This window comes from Microcystis aeruginosa LEGE 91341 (assembly GCF_015206885.1).
GTDB classification, from domain to species: domain Bacteria; phylum Cyanobacteriota; class Cyanobacteriia; order Cyanobacteriales; family Microcystaceae; genus Microcystis; species Microcystis aeruginosa_H.
On sequence record NZ_JADEXY010000092.1, the window covers coordinates 1 to 18024 of the forward strand.

An 18024-nucleotide genomic window follows, 5' to 3' on the forward strand; every position below is an offset into this window, starting at 1 on the left:
TCTTTCTTCCAGACATCGATAATTTTTTGGCGAAAATCTACGGAATAGGGTCTCATAGGAAGCTGGCGAGTTCTATTATTTGTCTATTTGCTTTTCATTGTACCTCATAGCTCCAAGAATTGCTATAACTTAAATAGGACTACTATAGCAATTCTTTCTAGGCAAGACGAGAATTTTTAATCAATTGTTAAAATATTAAAAGGATGCTAAAGATGGCGGCTAGAGTTTCCAGAGTGAGCTATCCTAGAGATACTACTTACTCCATCCTCCCCCATGCTCGATCGAGTTCTCCATAGTCGTTATCAAGTCCAACAGTTACTGGGAAAAAAAACTATCTTAGCTAGGGACAGACACACCACCCAGTTAGTTATCATTAAACTTATTTCTGTTCCTAGGGGTCAAGGAAGTCAGTTTATCGGAGAAATAACCAGTAAAATTGCCCTATTGCGACAACTTTCCCACCCATCTCTCCCCAAATACCTCGATAGCTTTGAGATAGATTCATCCCAGGAACAAATCATCGCTATTGTCCGACCTTATTTATCAGCGCAGCCTTTAGAAAACTATCTTAACTCCAGTTATTTATTAGCAGAACAATATCTCAAACAAATTGCCAAATATCTTTTGGAGATTCTCTCCTATCTCCATCAGCAGGATGTCCCCATTAACCACGGCAATATTAAACTTAGTAATATCCTCTTTGATACCCAGTCCCATCGTTTTTATCTAGTTGATTTTGCCTTTGATTTCGATTCTCCCATCACGGATTTACAGGATCTAGGCAAAAGTTTGATTAGTTTAGCCACGGGGATTAAGCATAGTTACATACCCGAAAACTTTGAGCAAAAAACTAATCTAAGTGCTTTTTTCATCTATTGGTTAAAAAGATTATCAAACTCCCCCCCGGACTCTCATTTTCGTTCGGTGACAGAAGCTTTAGCCAGCTTATATAGTTGTCAATTGATCCTAGTATCTATTGGCAATCTTACCAAACCCTACGGCAGCGAAGTTACTGTTTATAAAAAAGATAATCTCCTGCAAATAAAAATCGCTAGTAAAACCAAACAAAAGTTTTTCAATAATCTCAAAACCCAGTTAAGACAGTTTTTACCATCCCTATTCTTCACGATTACCCTCTTAACCATAGTCGGTATTTACGATCTCAAACTGGTCGCTTTTTTAATCCCAATTATCCTAATTTTTCTGCTCAATTTAATCTCCTCTAGTTTATCTTGGCAGTTATGGAAATCTTTTTGGCAGGGGGAACTAGAGTTAAAAATTACCCCCAAAAAAGTTTCTCTCTATCAAAAACTCTGGGGGCTAAAATTTAAACTAACTGCCGATGCCGCCAGTTCCGAAATTTATAGTCTCATTCGTCACAATGTCACTGTCACTATGCAGGGAGAAAATGTTAATATTATTCCTCCTTGTCTGGTTCTCGTTGCCAACCATCGAGAATATGTTATCACTGCCAGTGAAGATGTTAGCGAAGCCGAATTAGATTGGTTGGCACAACAATTAAGCGATTGGCTACGTTTACCGATTACGAGAATTTAAGGTGTATTAAGCCACGTTAACACACCCCAAATTTATCTATATTTAACCGATAACATCTTCCGATTTAATCAGATGCGCTTCTAGGAACCAGAGACGTTTATCGATGTCCCGGGAGATTTCCGTGTAGAGATCTGCTGTGTCAGCATCCCCTTGATTGCCAGTGGTATCAATAGCAGAACGAAGATGGGAAGCGTATAAGGCATAACGTTCGGCTAAAGCAACGAGATGTTCACTACCATCGACGATATCAGCCGGATATTCTGGCAGAATCGAGTTAGCGGCGGCGATGCGTACTGTTCCCAAAGCGGTTCCACCTAAAGCGGTAATCCGTTCTGCTACCATGTCCCCATAGTCTTCTAATTCCGTGGCCATTTCGTCGAAGAGGCTGTGCAATTGGTAGAAATTTAAACCTTTGACATTCCAGTGGGCCTGTTTAACTTGAGTTTTTAGGTCCAAACTAGCGGCAAGGGTTTGACTTAAGATTTCAACCATAGCTTTGCGGATATCTAATGCTAAATCGATGCGGGTGGCGTAGTATTGTCCCGTGGTTTTGCTTTTGACTGGAGTGGCTACCATAATCTTTCTCCTTGATGAGTTAACAAATACTCGATAATTTTTGTGGGTGCATAAGGGACTGATTTTGATCCTAAAATTAAGCTCAAGCTATACACATCCCCTTTCAGAATTGATTAACATCGCCCTCAGCCGTCAGCTAGATAATAGTGTTGATAACTAGAAAAATAGCTAATTAATTGAAAAATCAGAAGCTGACAGCTGATAGCTTAATTAATTATGCTCCTAAATAAGCCGCTAATTCTCCCGAACCGCCAATTAATTGGCCGTTAATGAAGACTTGTGGGGTGGTGGTATTGCCACTCATGGCCCGCAGAGAACGACTGGTGGCATCGCGTCCGAGGATAATTTCTTCGTATTGTAGCCCTTTTTCTTCTAACATTTTCTTAGCCCGGAGGCAGTAGGGACAGCCCACTTTCGAGAAAAGAGAGACTAAAGGCGGTTTTTTGGCTTCTGGGTTGATGTAGTGTAACATCGTTTCCGCATCGGAGACTTTGAAAGGATCTCCCGGTTCTTCTGGTTCGATGAACATTTTCTCGATAACACCATCTTTGACTAGCATCGAATAGCGCCAAGAACGTTTACCGAAACCTAAGTCAGCTTTATCGACTAACATCCCCATTCCTGCGCTAAATTCGCCGTTACCGTCGGGAATTAAGACGACATTATCACATTCTTGGTCTTTTGCCCACTCGTTCATGACAAAGGTATCATTCACCGACAAGCAAACAATAGCATCTACGCCATTTTCCCGAAAAACTGGGGCTAATTCGTTATATCCGGGTAAATGAGAGGTGGAACAGGTGGGAGTGAATGCCCCGGGTAAGGCAAAAAGAACAACGGTTTTTCCTTTGAATAATTCCTCGCTGGTGATGTTCACCCATTGATTATTTTGACGCACGGGAAAGGTGACATCGGGAACTCTCTGTCCTTCTCGGTTTGGTAGCATAATCTTCAACTCCTAATTGCTAAGTCGTACTCATTTCGAGTTTGTCTAAATTAAGTGTACTCATAACGACTATGAGTTGTCAACAAGTATTTATACTTAAATTAGGAGACAGGAGATAGGAGACAGGAGACAGGAGATAGGAGATAGGAGACAGGAGACAGGAGATAGGAGATAGACAAAAGGCAGTAATATTGATTAGTTAATTTCCCTAATCCCCCACACCCCACACCCCACACCCAACCCTTTTTTACTGAAAAATGATGTTTTCCTTCCTGAAAAAAAGCTATAAATGGCTAGGACTAGCGATAATAACGGTGATTTTGGCGATTACACCCGCCGTCATTGCCCAATCAACCACTAGCACCATACCTCTGGAAAAAATTAACTGGTTACAGGCAATTTTTTTGGGATTTGTGCAGGGAGTGACAGAATTTTTGCCGATTAGCAGTACCGCTCATCTAAAAGCGATTCCCGTCTTTTTGGGTTGGGGAGATCCCGGTGTCACCTATACAGCAGTGATTCAATTGGGCAGTATTGCGGCGGTATTGTCCTATTTTTGGCAGGATTTAAGGCAAATATCCACGGGAATGGTGAAAGCGGTGGCTAGTTCCGATTATCGTTCCCAGGATTTTCGTTTAGCCGTGGGGATTATCCTAGGCACAATTCCGATCGTTTTCTTCGGTTTGTTAATGAAACTTTTCATTCCCGATTTAGATAACTCCCCCCTGAGAAGCATGACAGCGATCGCCTCTGCCTCTATAGTCATGTCTTTACTCTTAGGTACGTCCGAAAAAATCGGGAAACATAAACGCAGTTTTGAGACTTTGCGACAAAAAGACGGGGTTTTAATGGGATTAGCCCAAGCTTTAGCCCTAATACCGGGGGTATCTCGTTCTGGGTCCACCTTAACTGCCGGGTTATTCATGGGTTTAGAAAGGGCCGTAGCGGCGCGATTTTCCTTCCTGTTGGGGATTCCGGCGATAACTTTAGCCGGTTTAGTGGAATTTAAAGGCGTTCTCGACCAGATTAATACCAGTGAATTAATTCCCCTCGCTATTGGGGTAATTTCCTCGGCGATATTTTCCTATCTTTCGATCGCTTGGTTATTAGATTATCTCAAAAAACAGAGTACCTGGGTTTTCGTCTGGTATCGTCTCTTTTTCGGGGTTGCTATCCTGATTGGTGTGGCCTTGGGGCGTTTTTCCTGACCTTTTGGCATTCTAATTAATTTCCAAAAAATCTCGCAATTTTTTTAGATAAGTAGGGGCATCTTCTAACATGGGGAAGTGAGCAGTATTAGCCATCTCCACATACTGGATATTATTATTCAAATCCGCCGCCATTTTGCCCATTTTGGCAGGGATAATAATATCTTTTTCCCCTGATAATAAAAGAGTTGGTACCTTAATCTCGGCAAATTTACCTGGCATAATTTCCACTGCCTTTTCACTCACAGATGTATAAATTGTGCCTAGAACGGCCTCATAATCTGCCGCTAAAAAATCTTCTAAAAAAGCAATTCTTTCTGATTTTGGGATCGATCAATGCAAAAATCTCGCCATAAATAATTGATCGGCAAAAGGTACTTTTAAAAACCAATCATAACGAAACTGTACCACATACTTACCGAATTTATGAAAGGCAGCAAAAGCTGCCTTTTCTCCTGTGGAGAAACCCGGTTTCTTTGTCTATGGAGCGATCGCAATTATCCCTAAACCAATCTAACAGGTAGGTTGACTGGCGAGATTAGCTGAAGTTTAGACATAATTGTGTTAATTATGTCTTTTTAATGCAGATGAATAGCTTGGCAATAAGGCTATCATCAATTATGATTAAAATCAATAAGTAGGTAGGCACAATTATTTGGAGGATAGGTTAGCGGTAGCGTAACATGAGCGGGCGTTGGGTTTCATGCTTCAACCGTTCGGCAAAAGCTCACGGCCGAAGCCCAACCTACGTTCATCTTATATTTAATTCCACCCACCCACTTAAAAACAGATTAGCAATATTTGAGAATAATTGTAATTATGAAATTTGTGTTAAGTTCTCAAAATGTTTATGACTATTTAATCGACCAAAAAATCTGTAATCGCTCTCTAGAAAATCCAAGAGTAGAGCAGATTCGGGCTAAAAATTTTAACTTATTAGTGACTTTACCAGAGGGTCGAAAGTTACTGGTTAAACAAGAACAATTTATTAATTTAGAAAAGGAAACGGTGGGTGAGTTTTTTGGGGAATGGCGAATCCCCAAATTTCTAGAGAACTTTTCTGAAATTGACCATTGGCGTAGTTTTCTGCCAGAATTACTGCTCCACGATGCTGATAACTCAATTTTAGTTTCTACTTATCTGGATAATTATCAGGATTTAGCAGAGTTTTATTCTAAAGAGAATCTCTTTCCGGCTCAGGTTGCTACTCAAATCGGCAGTTGTTTGGCGACAATTCACCGTGATACCTGGAATCAGAGTATTTATCGGGAGTTTTTTGTCAAAGAAGAGTTTGCTGGGAAACCGAAAGTATCTCCGCTATTATTAGAGAGTTTGGAAAGGATCGGTCCTGAAATTTTTGGCATGGCTCCGATGGATGGATTGAAATTTTTTGCACTTTATCAACGATATGATAGCTTAGGAGAAGCAGTTCATCGGGCCAGTGAAACTATTTCTCCTGTTTGTCTGACTCACAATGACATCAAGCTGAATAATATTCTTCTGAATCGAAACTGGGAAGATATTAATGGAAATGGGATCCGGTTGATTGATTGGGAAAGGTCTGATTGGGGAGATCCAGCATTTGATTTGGGAATGGCGATCTCTAGTTATCTACAAATTTGGTTGGGTAGCTTGGTGATTAGTAATTCTCTCAGTATTGAAGAGTCTCTGCGACTAGCCACTACTCCCCTAGAATTACTGCAGCCATCTATCGGTGGGTTAACTTTAGCTTATTTAGAAACTTTCCCAGAAATCTTAGAATATCGTCCTGATTTCTTAAAGCAAGTAGTCCAGTTGGCCGGTTTTTCTTTAATTATTGCAATTTTGGCCATGGTTCAGTATCAAAAAATCTTTAATAATACTGGAATTGCTATGCTTCAGGTAGCCAAGGCTTTGTTATGTCGTCCTGAATCATCAATGTCCACGATTTTTGGGGCTACTGCTACTCAGTTAAATCAGATGAATTCTTCTGTTGTTGGCCAAGTTTAATATCGTTGAGTATCTTGAAAAATTATGTCATTACTTAATTCTCAATTCCATCATTTAGCCCCTGAGGTTAGAGGTCGGTTAAAGGAAGTTTTGTTAGATATTGTTGAAAATCTCGAAATTTCCGCTGATTTTTCAATTCGTCATCCTAACTATCAACCCTGGGAAATGCCGGCTGAGATGTTGTCTCGGATTCAGGCGTTACCGAAGGAAATACAGGATAAATATATGAGCTTACAGTTGAGGAGTTTTCTTTATGGCATTTATTATAATGGGTCGATGCAAGCATCGCAAGCATTAGGTTCTGAGAATAAGGGTCAGCAATTAGATTTGGAGAATAATAGTTTTGCTGGCGTAGCTATGGACTTTTATTTACAGTTGGAAGAAGCGAACAAGGGGGAGGGATATTTTGATTCAGGTTGGTCAATTTTGAGAGAGGAAACCGATGGCAGTTTGGCTGTGACTAAGGGCGGTTTGCGACTGCATATCCAACGGGAAAAGCATCTTCAAGAGTCTGAGCAAGCGGCGGCAGTGGGGGGTGTTGTGTCAATTTTGATGCCTAAGAATTTTGTACAAAATGGCTTTTATATGGCGGTGGGTAATGCCGGTTTACAGAGAGAGGAAGCTATGGTGCGGCTCTATTTTAATGTTACTCCCGAAGGCGCGGTGGCTGTGATGACTGGGTTGACTGAAAGGTTAAATCAGAGGGGGATTCCTTTTAGTTTTAAGGCTTTATATAATCCGGTTGATTATCAACGATATGATGCTGGGGTGCTTTATTTTGGCAAAACAGATTATGAGTTGGTCAGGCAGGTGGTGGCTCATGTTTATCAAGAAAATCAGTCTGTTTTTAAGCCAGAAATACCTTTGTTTACTCTGGAGTTAGCACCGGGTTTGGGGTTGGCGGAAGAACCGGACAAAAAGTTTGGCAGTGAGGAGAGTTTTGGGATGAATCGCTGTCAGATTATAGCCAATGGGTTATTGATGGCTTGGCAACAGGAGGACAATTCTGCGGCGGGTCGGATTACTGCTATTTCTGAGCAGTTTTCTGGGTTGGGGATTGATTGGCAGCGTCCTTATTTGAATGCTGATTCTGAGGATGTTTATCAGGGATTAGAGTTGGCAGGCTGATATTAGTCGCCTATCTAGGAATCAAAGAGCGATCGGCCCATCGGTAGATTTTAGCCTCATTAGGTCATGGGGCTATTTTTTTGCTCTGCCACCAGCCGAACCCTAGGCAGAGAGATATAAAAAAAGACATAATTGTGTTATTTATGTCTTGAAAAACAAAGCTCGTTGATACGAGATTATGGGCATTTGCGGTCATAATCTAGATGAAGTTACGGTGTTTAGTCGGTAAAATTGAGACATAATTGTCTCATTTAGATTAATTTTAAAGTTGCTTAACCTATTGTCATTGTTGGAGAGTTGGGCAATAATAACAGTCATAGGGAAAGGAAGAACATAAATCTGATTACCTCAAAGTAAAACAGTAAAACTTATTCCAAGAAGAAACAAAAATGGCTAATATTACTATTTCTGAGTTACGCCCTGCTGGTGCGGATTTGCTCTTTGATTCTGAGAGTTACCTTACTGACTTGACCGAGTCGGAAACGCTTGGTACACAAGGTGGTGCGACATTTTTGCTTGGAGTTGCGGTAGGACTTGCTATTTCTCATCTTCTGAGGAACTAGGTAGTAATTCATAGGTTGGATTTAGGCATTACGAAACCCAATACCAAAAATACCTACTTTTGTGGTGTTTCGTAACGCCTCAACCTACGTCTAGGTTGATCAAGACATTTTTGCCATTATTTCTAAAAAATCTCGCAATTTTTGTAGATAAGTAGGGGAATCTTCTAACATGGGGAAGTGAGCAGTATTAGCCATCTCCACATACTGGATGTTATTATTCAAATCCGCCGCCATTTTGCCCATTTTGGCAGGAATAATAATGTCTTTTTCCCCTGATACTAAAAGAGTTGGTACCTTAATCTCGGCAAATTTAGCTGGCATAATTTCCACTGCCTTTTTACTCACAGATGTATAAATTGTGCCTAGGGCGGCCTCGTAATCTGCCGCTAAAAAATCTTCTAAAAAAGCAATTCTTTCTGATTTTGGGATCGATCGATGCAAAAATCTCGCCATAAATAATCGATCGGCAAAAGGTACTTTTAAAAACCAATCATAACGAAACTGCACTACATACTTACCGAATTTATGAAAGGCAGCAAAAGCCGCTTTATTATACTCAAAAATGCCATTACAGGTTAGAATTGCTTTGACCACTCTTTCGGGGTACATAGTAATAAAAAAAGTCGCTACCGATGCCCCCATAGAGTGACTATTGAGATAGATTTTTTCAATTTCCAAACTATCTAAAAACAAGGCCAAATCAAGGGCATATTCTTCTAAATCGTAGGAAAGATCGGGGGATTTTTCTGGCAATTTAGACCGACCAAAACCCCGCATATCGTACAACAAACAATCAAAGCGATCGCAAATTGCTGCAGCGGTTGATCGCCAATAGCGTCCCGATCCTCCCCAACCATGAATAAACACCATTACCGGCTTTTTCTGGGCAGATTCCGACTGTCGAATCCACTCGTAATAGTGGGGAACACCGCGAACAGTGACTTTTTTATCGGTTATTTGAGTTTCCATGATAGTTAGATACCTAGCCATCCTCGTAAAGAGTTTTGCAAACGTCGCGCATCTGTGTCCGATAGTCGTCCGATTCTCTTAAGGAGTAAATCTTGTTGGATTGTGTATATCCCCCGCTTAACGGCCGTCGGTACATTCAATCCCTCGTTCTCCCAATCTTCTAGCAAAAACTCACCCTCCAGTAAATTATTGATGCGACTGGTAAGGGGAACCAGAAAAACATCCCGTGAACGGTGAGGAGAACTAACAATGATAACCGGTCTGATTTTAGCGTCCGCTAAATCTGAAAAAGGATAACGAACGAGAACGATTTCAAGCTTCGAGTAATCGTTCATAGATGTCGTCTTCCAGATTATCCCAAATCTTAGCGAGAGCAGTTTCGCTGACTTTTTGCCAGAAATCCGAGTTTGTCTCCTCCGGGATGAGGGTGACTAAAACCCTAGTACCCTCTGGAATCGGCACGGATTCGAGGAGTTCGATCCGGCCTTCTTTGACAATTGCGGGAACGGTGTTCAGCATGGTTAACCTCGATTTTTCCCCTTAAGCGGATTCTTGACTGGGTAGAGAGGAAGGATGAACCAATAGCTCTGCCGTGGAACGTTTTTCCACCATTTCGCGGGTGATTAAACAGCGTTTCACGTCCTTGCGCGAGGGCAATTCGTACATGACATCGAGCATTAATTCCTCGACAATACCTCGTAGGGCTCGGGCCCCGGTTTTGCGACGATAGGCCTCTTGGGCGATCGCTAGGACGGCATCAGATTTAAACTCTAACTGTACATTGTCCATCTTCAACAGTTTTTGATACTGTTTCACCAAAGCGTTGCGGGGTTGCGTCAGGATAGCGATTAAAGCTTCCTCATCCAGGGGTGAGAGTGCCGCCAAGACGGGAATCCGACCGACAAACTCTGGAATCATGCCAAATTTGACTAAATCATCGGGAGTCATCTGTTTTAATAACCCTGCCGCTACCTTATCCTTACTAGCTTGGCTATCTCCCGGTTGAATAAAGCCCATCGATTTTTTACCGAGACGCTGATCGATCACCTTATCTAAACCGACAAACGCCCCACCGCAGATAAACAGGATATTGCTGGTGTCAATCTGAATACAATCCTGATAGGGGTGTTTGCGGCCGCCTTGGGGGGGAACATTGGCGATCGTTCCCTCTAACATTTTCAGTAAAGCTTGCTGAACCCCTTCTCCAGACACATCCCGGGTAATCGAGGTATTTTCGCTCTTACGCGCAATTTTATCGATTTCATCGATGTAGATAATGCCCCGCTGCGCCTCTTCCACGTCTAAATCTGCCACTTGTAACAGACGCAAGAGAATATTTTCCACATCTTCCCCCACATAACCGGCCTCGGTTAAAGTAGTGGCATCGGCGACAGCAAAAGGTACATCGAGGATTTTAGCCAGAGTTTGAGCTAGAAGGGTTTTTCCCGATCCTGTGGGACCAATTAACAGAATATTAGATTTTTGCAGTTCGATGCTATCTTCTGGATTGCCGCCACCGGCTTTTTGGGTTTGGATATCTTTGAGGCGTTTGTAATGGTTATAAACGGCCACCGAAAGCACTTTTTTCGCCTCATTTTGACCAATAACGTAGTCATCGAGGTATTTTTTAATCTCCCTTGGTTTGGGAATTTGTTCCCAAGTGGTTTTGTTTTGGCCCGATCGCCGTTTGTTGGGACGTTCCTCCACTGGGGCGACCGGACTGGGCGGTTCCATCAATTCCTCATCGAGAATTTCGTTACACAGTTCCACACACTCGTCACAAATATAGACCCCCGGCCCGGCGATTAATTTTCGCACTTGTTCCTGGGATTTGCCGCAAAATGAACACTTGAGGTGGGAGTCGTATTTAGACATAGTTTATTATTTACAGGGAAGTAACGGGAACGGTAGGATCGGGCAGTTCGGGACGGGAAATCACCTGATCGATTAACCCATATTCTTTAGCTTCGACGGCGGACATGAAAAAGTCCCGTTCGGTGTCGTTGGCGATGCGATCATAGGGTTGACCGGTGTGATGAGCCAGCATGGTATTGAGTCTCTGTTTAATGTAGAGGATCTCTTTGGCTTGGATGGCGATATCACTAGCCTGACCTTGGGCGCCGCCGAGGGGTTGGTGAATCATGATCCGGCTACTGGGTAGAGACATCCGTTTACCTGCTGCGCCACCACAAAGCAGGAATGCTCCCATACTAGCGGCTAAACCGAAACAAATTGTCGCCACGTGGGGGCGAATTTGCTGCATGGTGTCGTAGATAGCTAGTCCAGCATAAACGGAACCGCCGGGGGAGTTGATATAGAGTTGGATATCTTTTTCGGGATCTTCTGCCTCCAAGTAGAGGAGTTGGGCAACGATCGAATCAGCGACCTGATCATCGACGGGAGTTCCCAAAAAGACAATTCTCTCGCGCAGGAGTCGAGAATAGATATCAAAAGCCCGTTCACCCATGCCAGACTGTTCGATTACCACGGGTAAAACGTTAGCTAGGGAGTTTCTCCCCGTGTTGGCGTAGATAGCAGGGCGACAATTACTGGTAATTGGGTAGTCAGGTGATCTCGATTCGAGCATAATTTTTTCGGTTCCGCTATCACAATCTTAGGGTTTTTGCTTGGCTGTGGAGCTTTTACTGGCAAATGTTAAGCATCTTTAGCACTTCTGTCCATCTATTATGCCCTAAGTTTCCCCCGGTTGGCAGGAATCAGTTATCAGTGATCAGTGATCAGTTATCAGTTATCAGTTATCAGTGATCAGTTATCAGTTATCAGTGATCAGTTATCAGTGATCAGTTATCAGTTATCAGTTATCAGGGAATGGGGGAATGGGGGAATTCAAGCAATGCCCTAAAACCCCAACACCCCAACAGGACTGCTAACTCCTTACGGTTATTCTTCCTCAGCCTCAGCTGCCAATACTTCCACTTCGGTGAATGCGAAGGTTTCTTCTGTTTCCTCCTCCTCACTTGTTTCTTCCTCTAGGGAACCTTTAGGGACGAGGGTGATAGTAGCCTTTTCTTTCAGCCATTCTAGGGTGTTTTCCGCCAGCATTTCTTCGGTGATCACCTGTTCCAGACGCTGCTTATCTATATCGCGATCGGACAATTCCGCCATGATTTTAGCGATTTTTTCCGTTACCGCTTCGGGACTGACTTCAATGCCGGCGACTTTAGCCAATTCCTGCACCACCAGAGTCTGTTTCAGACTTTCGATCGCATCGGGACGGGTGCTTTCCCGCATTTTGGGAATATTATCTTTTGTAAACAACTGGTTGACATCTAGCCCCATTTGTTGAAACTGCATGAAGCTTTGGGTCAAAATATGCGTCACTTCCTTTTCGATCAGCGTCTCCGGTAAATCTAAAGTCGCCCCTTTGACCAATTCCTTGGTTAAAGCCTCATAAATGCTTTCTTTGGTTTCCTTCTCCGCTTGTTCTTGGAAGCGTTTCTCTAAACTTGCTCTTAATTCGGCGATTGTCTCCTGATCGCTGACTTCTTGGGCAAAATCGTCGTCAAGCTCTGGTAATTCCTTTGCTTTTAACTCTTTCATCGTAATGGTAAAAATTACCGCTTTTGCTGCCACATCCTCTTTGGGATAATCTTCTGGGAAAGTTAAAGTCATCTCTTTGACTTCTTCCGGTTTCATGCCGACAATTCCTTCCACCATCCCCTCGATAAAGCGTCCTGCTTCCATATCGACCCGCAGATCTTCGCCGTCAATATCCGGGATATCTTCGCCAGTTTCGGCAGATTTTCCTCGATAATCAACGATCGCCACATCTCCCAGCTGCGCCCCGCGATCTTCCACGGGAACCAATGTCGCTAACTGTTCTTGACGCTCTTTAAACCAATTTTCCACGGATTCGGGATCATAAACGGTTTCTTCGGCAGTAACGCTCAGATTTTCGTAATCTCCGAGAATAATTGTCGGGGCTACATCCACGGAAACTGAAAAAGTCAAAGCTTTACCCGGTTCATAGGCAGCGATCAAATCCTCAAACTGAGACAATAGCTGGGGATTACCCAGAGACTCGATCCCCTCCTGTTTTAGGGCAGATTCGAGACAATTTTCGATTAATTCCTCAATTACCGCCGCTTTTACTGCCTTAGTTCCCAATCTTTGCAGAAGAATCTGACGGGGAACCTTACCGGGGCGAAAACCGGGTATATTGGCCGACTTCGCTAAATTATTTACCACTTTCTCGTGGGTGTTTTTCGTGGTTTCGGCGGGAATTTCAATTTCTAAACCTATCTGACTGGCAGGAAGCTTTTCCTGAATAACTTTCATTGATTTTTCTAGCTCTTACGACAAGGAACGTTTATAATAGGGTGAGCGGTGTTTACGCCTGCGGTGGATCCGTCCCGCTCATGATATTCTAGGGGAATAGCTGCAGTTGCTCCCCAAGCTGTCACAATCTTTTTATTTTAGCGGTCAATGGGGTATATTTAATTTATTCCGTCCTTGGGGCAGTTAAGCCCAATCAGAAAATTTTGCTGATCAAAAGCCGATCAATCCAAGCTTGAGAATAACTCGGTGGACAAAAAAGATTTTTTACTTTAACGATTTCTTCGGATCATTATCATCACCCAACTCGTCAGGAGGTCACACAATTTGAGTAAAAAAGTACGGGTCGCTATTTTAGGGGCCACCGGGGCCGTGGGAACGGAATTACTAGAGTTATTAGCTAGTCGTCATTTCCCTCTCGCTAGTCTAAAATTACTGGCTTCCGAGCGTTCTGCTGGAAAAATCCTCAATTTTCAGGGCGAAAGTCTCCTCATCGAAGCGGTAAACGAGCGCTCTTTTCAGGACGTGGATATCGTTCTCGCTTCTGCGGGGGGATCCACCTCGAAAGCTTGGGCGAAAACTATTGTCGAGTCCGGTGCGACGATTATCGATAACTCCAGCGCTTTTCGCATGAATCCCGAAGTGCCTTTAGTTGTCCCAGAAATCAATCCCGACAGTGTGGACAATCACCGGGGCATTATCGCTAATCCCAACTGTACGACAATTCTTTTAGGAGTGGCGATCTGGCCTCTCCACCAAGTACAGGCGATCGAGCGAGTAGTAGTTTCTACTTATCAGTCCGCTAGTGGTGCTGGAGCGCGAGCGATGGAGGAGGTAAAACAGCAAGCACAAGCAATTCTTGACAATCGGCAACCTCCCACTAATTCCTTCCCCTATCCCCTCGCTTTTAATCTTTTTCCCCACAATACCCCAATTAATGGTCAAGGGTACTGCGAGGAAGAAATGAAAATGGTCAACGAAACCCGCAAGATTTTTGCTTGTCCAGAGCTGCGGGTTAGCGCCACCTGTGTGAGGGTTCCCGTCCTGCGGGCCCATTCGGAATCGGTTAACCTAGAATTTAGTCGGCCTTTTTCTGTGCTGAAGGCCAGAGAAATTCTTGAGTCTGCTCCGGGGGTAAAATTAGTGGAAGATTGGGACGCTAATTATTTTCCCATGCCAATTGATGCCACCGGTCGCGATGAAGTATTAGTGGGACGCATTCGTCAAGATATCTCTCATCCTAACGGTCTAGAATTGTGGCTATGCGGCGATCAAATTCGCAAGGGTGCGGCTTTAAATGCTGTACAAATTGCCGAAATTTTAGTCAAGAAAAATCTCGTCGGTTCCAGATTAGCAACAGTTTGATAATTAAGCTATCAGCCATCAGCTAAATCAAGGCGATGATAACTAGACCTCTGGTAAAAATCAAAAATTGTTGTTGGGGTTAGGAGCCAGTAGTCAGTAGTCAGTAGTCAGGAGGATTAAGAATGAATAATAATCAATTAAATGGTCTATTTACAGATTTTATGCAATTTAACCTTATTTTGGCCGTTTTTGAACCCTCAAAAATTAATTATGCAAGAGGTTAACTAGAACGTAGGTTGGGCTTCGGCCGTGAGTTCAGCCGAACGGTTGAAGCATGAAACCCAACGCCTGCATGGGTTAAGCTACCGCTAACCCATCCTACAAATAATTAATTGTGCCTCCCTTCCCTACTTAGGAGGATTGCCAGATTCTTTCTTTTGCCTCTTGCCTTCAGAAGCTGATAACTGATAACTGATAACTGATCAATGAGTGAAACATATTTTGGACGAGTAATTACGGCGATGGTGACACCCTTCACCGTCGAGGGTCAAGTTAATTATGGGATGGTGGAAAAATTGGCCGATTATCTAGTTACCCACGGTAGCGATGGTATAGTGGTCTGTGGGACGACGGGAGAATCACCCACCCTAAGTTGGCAGGAAGAATACGAACTATTTAGTATTGTCAAAAAAGCGGTTAATGGTCGGGGAAAAGTGATCGCGGGGACGGGTTCTAATTCCACTTCCGAAGCGATCGAAGCGACCCAACAGGCTGCTAAACTGGGTTTGGATGGTTCTTTACAAGTGGTTCCCTACTACAATAAACCTCCCCAAGAGGGTTTATACGAGCATTTTTGCGCCATTGCCAAAGCTTGTCCCGATCTGCCAGTAATGCTTTATAATATACCTGGTCGCACGGGTCAAAATATGACCCCAGAAACGATTATTAAACTGGCAGCAGTTGATAATATTGTGGCGGTAAAAGAAGCTAGTGGTAATTTAGAACAAACCTGTAAGATTTACTGTCATACTCCTGAAAATTTCGCTATTTATTCCGGCGATGATTTTCTCACCTTACCCCTAATGACCTGTGGTGCGGTGGGAGTGGTCAGTGTTGCTAGTCATCTAGTGGGAGAAGAAATCCAAGGAATGATTCAAGCTTTCTTAACTGGAGATGCAGCCAAAGCGATCGAGATTAATTTGAAATTATTTCCCCTGTTTAAAGGTTTATTCTGTGCCACTAATCCAATTCCAATTAAAGCGGCCTTAAATCTAGTCGGTTGGGAAGTGGGGGGTCTAAGACTTCCTTTATGTTCCTTAAGTCCAGACTTAGAAGAAGGATTAGCAAAAATTATGCAAGAATTGGCCCTAATCTAGAAAAATACTAGAAAATTTGGATAACTAAACTAGGATTTTTTCGAGAAATAGGTTATAATGTTAATAGCTTAACTAGAAAAAAATATAGTTTAGAACTGCTAGAAAGTATTGATACTAAGTGAATTTAACTAGGTGTTATTTCCCTAGTTCGACTTATTCTAACTATTCATTTTTTGAGATTTCCCGTCCACAAAACCCACCTGAAAAATCACCATAACTTACCATCAAAGGATACCTAATGAGTCAAGATAAAACCCAAGCAAAACTAAAGATCATTCCCCTAGGAGGATTACACGAAATCGGCAAAAACACCTGTGTTTTTGAATACGATGATGAGATTATTCTCTTAGATGCTGGTTTAGCTTTTCCTTCCGATGATATGCACGGGGTCAATGTAGTGCTTCCCGATATGACTTATCTAAGAGAAAATCGCCATAAAATTAAGGGTATGATCGTCACCCACGGTCACGAAGATCATATCGGTGGTATTCCCTACCATCTCAAACAATTTGATGTACCAATTATCTACGGTCCGCGTCTAGCGATGGCTTTATTGCGGGATAAATTGGAAGAAGCAGGATTAGCAAATCGTACCAAATTAGAAACCGTTGCTCCTCGGCAAATGGTGCGTTTAGGTAAATCTTTCATGGTGGAATATATCCGCAATACCCACTCGATCGCCGACAGTTTTTGTGTAGCAATTCACACTCCTTTAGGGATAATTATTCACACAGGAGATTTTAAAATTGACCATACTCCCGTCGATGGCGAATTTTTTGATCTACAAAAAATTGCCGAACATGGCGAGAAAGGGGTGCTATGTTTATTGAGTGATTCCACTAACGCGGAAGTACCCGGTTATACTCCCTCGGAAGCTTCCGTTTATCCCGGTTTAGAGCGGGTTTTTAACCAAGCAACGGGACGGATTATGATTACTACCTTTGCTTCCTCGGTGCATCGGATTAATCTGGTGTTGAAATTGGCCCAGAAATTTAACCGGAAAGTGGTGGTAGTGGGTCGATCGATGTTAAATGTTATCGCTCATGCGCGTAATTTGGGGTATATTAAATGTCCCGATGATCTATTTGAACCCTTGAAAGCGATCCGCAATTTAGCTGATGAGAAAATCGTTATTTTAACTACAGGATCCCAAGGGGAACCTTTAGCGGCCATGACGCGGATTTCTAAGGGTGAACATCCTCATATTCGTGCGCGTCAGGGGGATACGATTGTCTTTTCCGCTAATCCGATTCCGGGTAATACGATCGCTGTGGTCAATACAATTGATCGCCTAATGATGCAGGGTGCTAACGTGGTTTACGGACGCGATAAGGGAATTCACGTTTCCGGCCATGGTTCCCAAGAAGACCATAAATTGATGTTATCTTTGACGCGGCCGAAGTTTTTTGTGCCAGTGCATGGAGAACACCGAATGCTGGTCAAACACGCTCAGATGGCCCAAAGTATGGGGATTCCCGCCGAAAATATGGTAATTGTCAAAAATGGTGACACGATCGAGTTAACTGGTGATCGCATTGGCCTCGGCGCACCAGTGCCTTCGGGAATCGAGTTAGTCGATCAAGCGGGTGTGGTCCACGAACACATTATGCAGGAAAGACAACAGTTAGCCGAAGATGGTGTGATTACGATCGCCGCCTTCGTTAACGCTGAGGGACAATTAAGCGCACCTCCAGAGATTAATTTGCGCGGTGTGGTGACAAAAGTGGAAATCCCGCTGCTGAATCAGTTAATTATTCGGGCGATCGAACGCTGTTTAAGCGATCGCAGTAGTGAATTTAAAACTGCGACGGGGGACCCAGATTGGGCCGGTTTGCGGGCCGAAATCGAGACGACTTTGCAACGTTTAATCAAACGGGAGTTAAAGAGTCAACCTCTAGTGATTTTCCTCCTGCAAGCGGCGGCAACGGAACCAGCGAACAATCGTACTTATCGCCGCCGCCGTCCCGCAGCTACCATGGCCTCCTAATATCAGTGATTCGTCAGGAGACAGGAGATAGGAGACAGGAGACAGGTTTTGGGGTTTTGGGGTTTTAGTTCAATTTCCCCACTTCCCCACCTCCCCAATTCATAATTCATACTTCCCACTCCCC

The 18024-nt window shown here is 43.2% G+C and carries 16 protein-coding genes and 1 pseudogene; 8 read left to right on the plus strand and 9 right to left on the minus strand.

Features of this window, described 5'->3' with window-relative positions; genetic code table 11:
- The first annotated feature begins 273 nt into the window (after window positions 1-273).
- Entirely contained in the window at window positions 274-1557 is a 1284-nt protein-coding gene (locus IQ234_RS14210) for a protein kinase domain-containing protein (protein ID WP_193957568.1), read from the plus strand.
- A 42-nt stretch (window positions 1558-1599) separates the two neighbouring features.
- Here the strand turns inward: IQ234_RS14210 and dps are convergent, their stop codons facing one another.
- Both dps and IQ234_RS14220 read right to left on the minus strand, forming a co-directional pair.
- On the minus strand, window positions 1600-2133 hold the full coding sequence (gene dps / locus IQ234_RS14215) for a DNA starvation/stationary phase protection protein Dps (protein ID WP_193957569.1): 534 nt from the start codon (window positions 2131-2133) through the stop codon (window positions 1600-1602).
- A gap of 214 nt (window positions 2134-2347) precedes the next feature.
- A complete protein-coding gene (locus IQ234_RS14220) occupies window positions 2348-3079 on the minus strand; it encodes a glutathione peroxidase (protein WP_193957570.1) in 732 nt (243 codons plus the stop codon).
- A 257-nt stretch (window positions 3080-3336) separates the two neighbouring features.
- Between IQ234_RS14220 and IQ234_RS14225 the strand changes: the two genes are divergently transcribed.
- Window positions 3337-4287: an undecaprenyl-diphosphate phosphatase gene (locus IQ234_RS14225; protein WP_193957571.1), complete on the plus strand. Its 951-nt coding sequence runs from the start codon at window positions 3337-3339 to the stop codon at window positions 4285-4287.
- Window positions 4288-4299: 12 nt separating this feature from the next.
- Here IQ234_RS14225 and IQ234_RS14230 read toward each other — a convergent pair.
- Window positions 4300-4737: pseudogene (locus IQ234_RS14230) on the minus strand (alpha/beta fold hydrolase); the annotation flags it as partial.
- 369 nt (window positions 4738-5106) lie between these two features.
- On the opposite strand from IQ234_RS14230, the gene IQ234_RS14235 reads away from it, so the two are divergent.
- From IQ234_RS14235 to IQ234_RS14245, 3 genes are all read left to right on the plus strand, one after another.
- A complete protein-coding gene (locus tag IQ234_RS14235; RefSeq protein WP_193957572.1) occupies window positions 5107-6276 on the plus strand; it encodes a phosphotransferase in 1170 nt (389 codons plus the stop codon).
- Window positions 6277-6300: 24 nt separating this feature from the next.
- Window positions 6301-7404: a T3SS effector HopA1 family protein gene (locus IQ234_RS14240; RefSeq protein ID WP_193957573.1), complete on the plus strand. Its 1104-nt coding sequence runs from the start codon at window positions 6301-6303 to the stop codon at window positions 7402-7404.
- Between the two features lie 389 nt (window positions 7405-7793).
- Window positions 7794-7967 carry a hypothetical protein gene (locus IQ234_RS14245; RefSeq protein WP_193957574.1) on the plus strand — a complete coding sequence of 58 codons (174 nt, stop codon included), beginning with the start codon at window positions 7794-7796 and terminating at the stop codon, window positions 7965-7967.
- A 99-nt stretch (window positions 7968-8066) separates the two neighbouring features.
- Here the strand turns inward: IQ234_RS14245 and IQ234_RS14250 are convergent, their stop codons facing one another.
- The 6 genes from IQ234_RS14250 to tig form a co-directional block, all read right to left on the minus strand.
- Complete coding sequence (locus IQ234_RS14250; protein ID WP_193957575.1) at window positions 8067-8936, minus strand: alpha/beta fold hydrolase; 870 nt, start codon at window positions 8934-8936, stop codon at window positions 8067-8069.
- A gap of 5 nt (window positions 8937-8941) precedes the next feature.
- Complete coding sequence (locus IQ234_RS14255; RefSeq protein WP_016516286.1) at window positions 8942-9271, minus strand: type II toxin-antitoxin system PemK/MazF family toxin; 330 nt, start codon at window positions 9269-9271, stop codon at window positions 8942-8944.
- Window positions 9249-9455 (minus strand): hypothetical protein, encoded by a 207-nt coding sequence (locus tag IQ234_RS14260; protein WP_002737934.1) that lies wholly within the window; start codon window positions 9453-9455, stop codon window positions 9249-9251. The genes IQ234_RS14255 and IQ234_RS14260 overlap by 23 nt, the downstream gene beginning before the upstream one ends.
- A gap of 21 nt (window positions 9456-9476) precedes the next feature.
- Window positions 9477-10811, minus strand: coding sequence for an ATP-dependent protease ATP-binding subunit ClpX (clpX, locus tag IQ234_RS14265; RefSeq protein WP_193957576.1), 1335 nt, complete (start codon window positions 10809-10811; stop codon window positions 9477-9479).
- A gap of 10 nt (window positions 10812-10821) precedes the next feature.
- Window positions 10822-11523, minus strand: coding sequence for an ATP-dependent Clp endopeptidase proteolytic subunit ClpP (gene clpP, locus IQ234_RS14270; RefSeq protein ID WP_002767098.1), 702 nt, complete (start codon window positions 11521-11523; stop codon window positions 10822-10824).
- Window positions 11524-11837: 314 nt separating this feature from the next.
- Entirely contained in the window at window positions 11838-13235 is a 1398-nt protein-coding gene (tig, locus tag IQ234_RS14275) for a trigger factor (protein ID WP_193957577.1), read from the minus strand.
- Window positions 13236-13559: 324 nt separating this feature from the next.
- Here tig and IQ234_RS14280 point away from each other — a divergent pair, with 324 nt between their 5' ends.
- From IQ234_RS14280 to IQ234_RS14290, 3 genes are all read left to right on the plus strand, one after another.
- The gene (locus tag IQ234_RS14280; RefSeq protein WP_193957578.1) at window positions 13560-14597 is read left to right on the plus strand and encodes an aspartate-semialdehyde dehydrogenase; all 1038 of its coding nucleotides are present in this window, start codon (window positions 13560-13562) and stop codon (window positions 14595-14597) included.
- Between the two features lie 425 nt (window positions 14598-15022).
- Window positions 15023-15913, plus strand: coding sequence for a 4-hydroxy-tetrahydrodipicolinate synthase (gene dapA, locus IQ234_RS14285; protein ID WP_193957579.1), 891 nt, complete (start codon window positions 15023-15025; stop codon window positions 15911-15913).
- A gap of 238 nt (window positions 15914-16151) precedes the next feature.
- Complete coding sequence (locus IQ234_RS14290) at window positions 16152-17900, plus strand: ribonuclease J (RefSeq protein WP_193957580.1); 1749 nt, start codon at window positions 16152-16154, stop codon at window positions 17898-17900.
- Window positions 17901-18024: the final 124 nt, after the last annotated feature.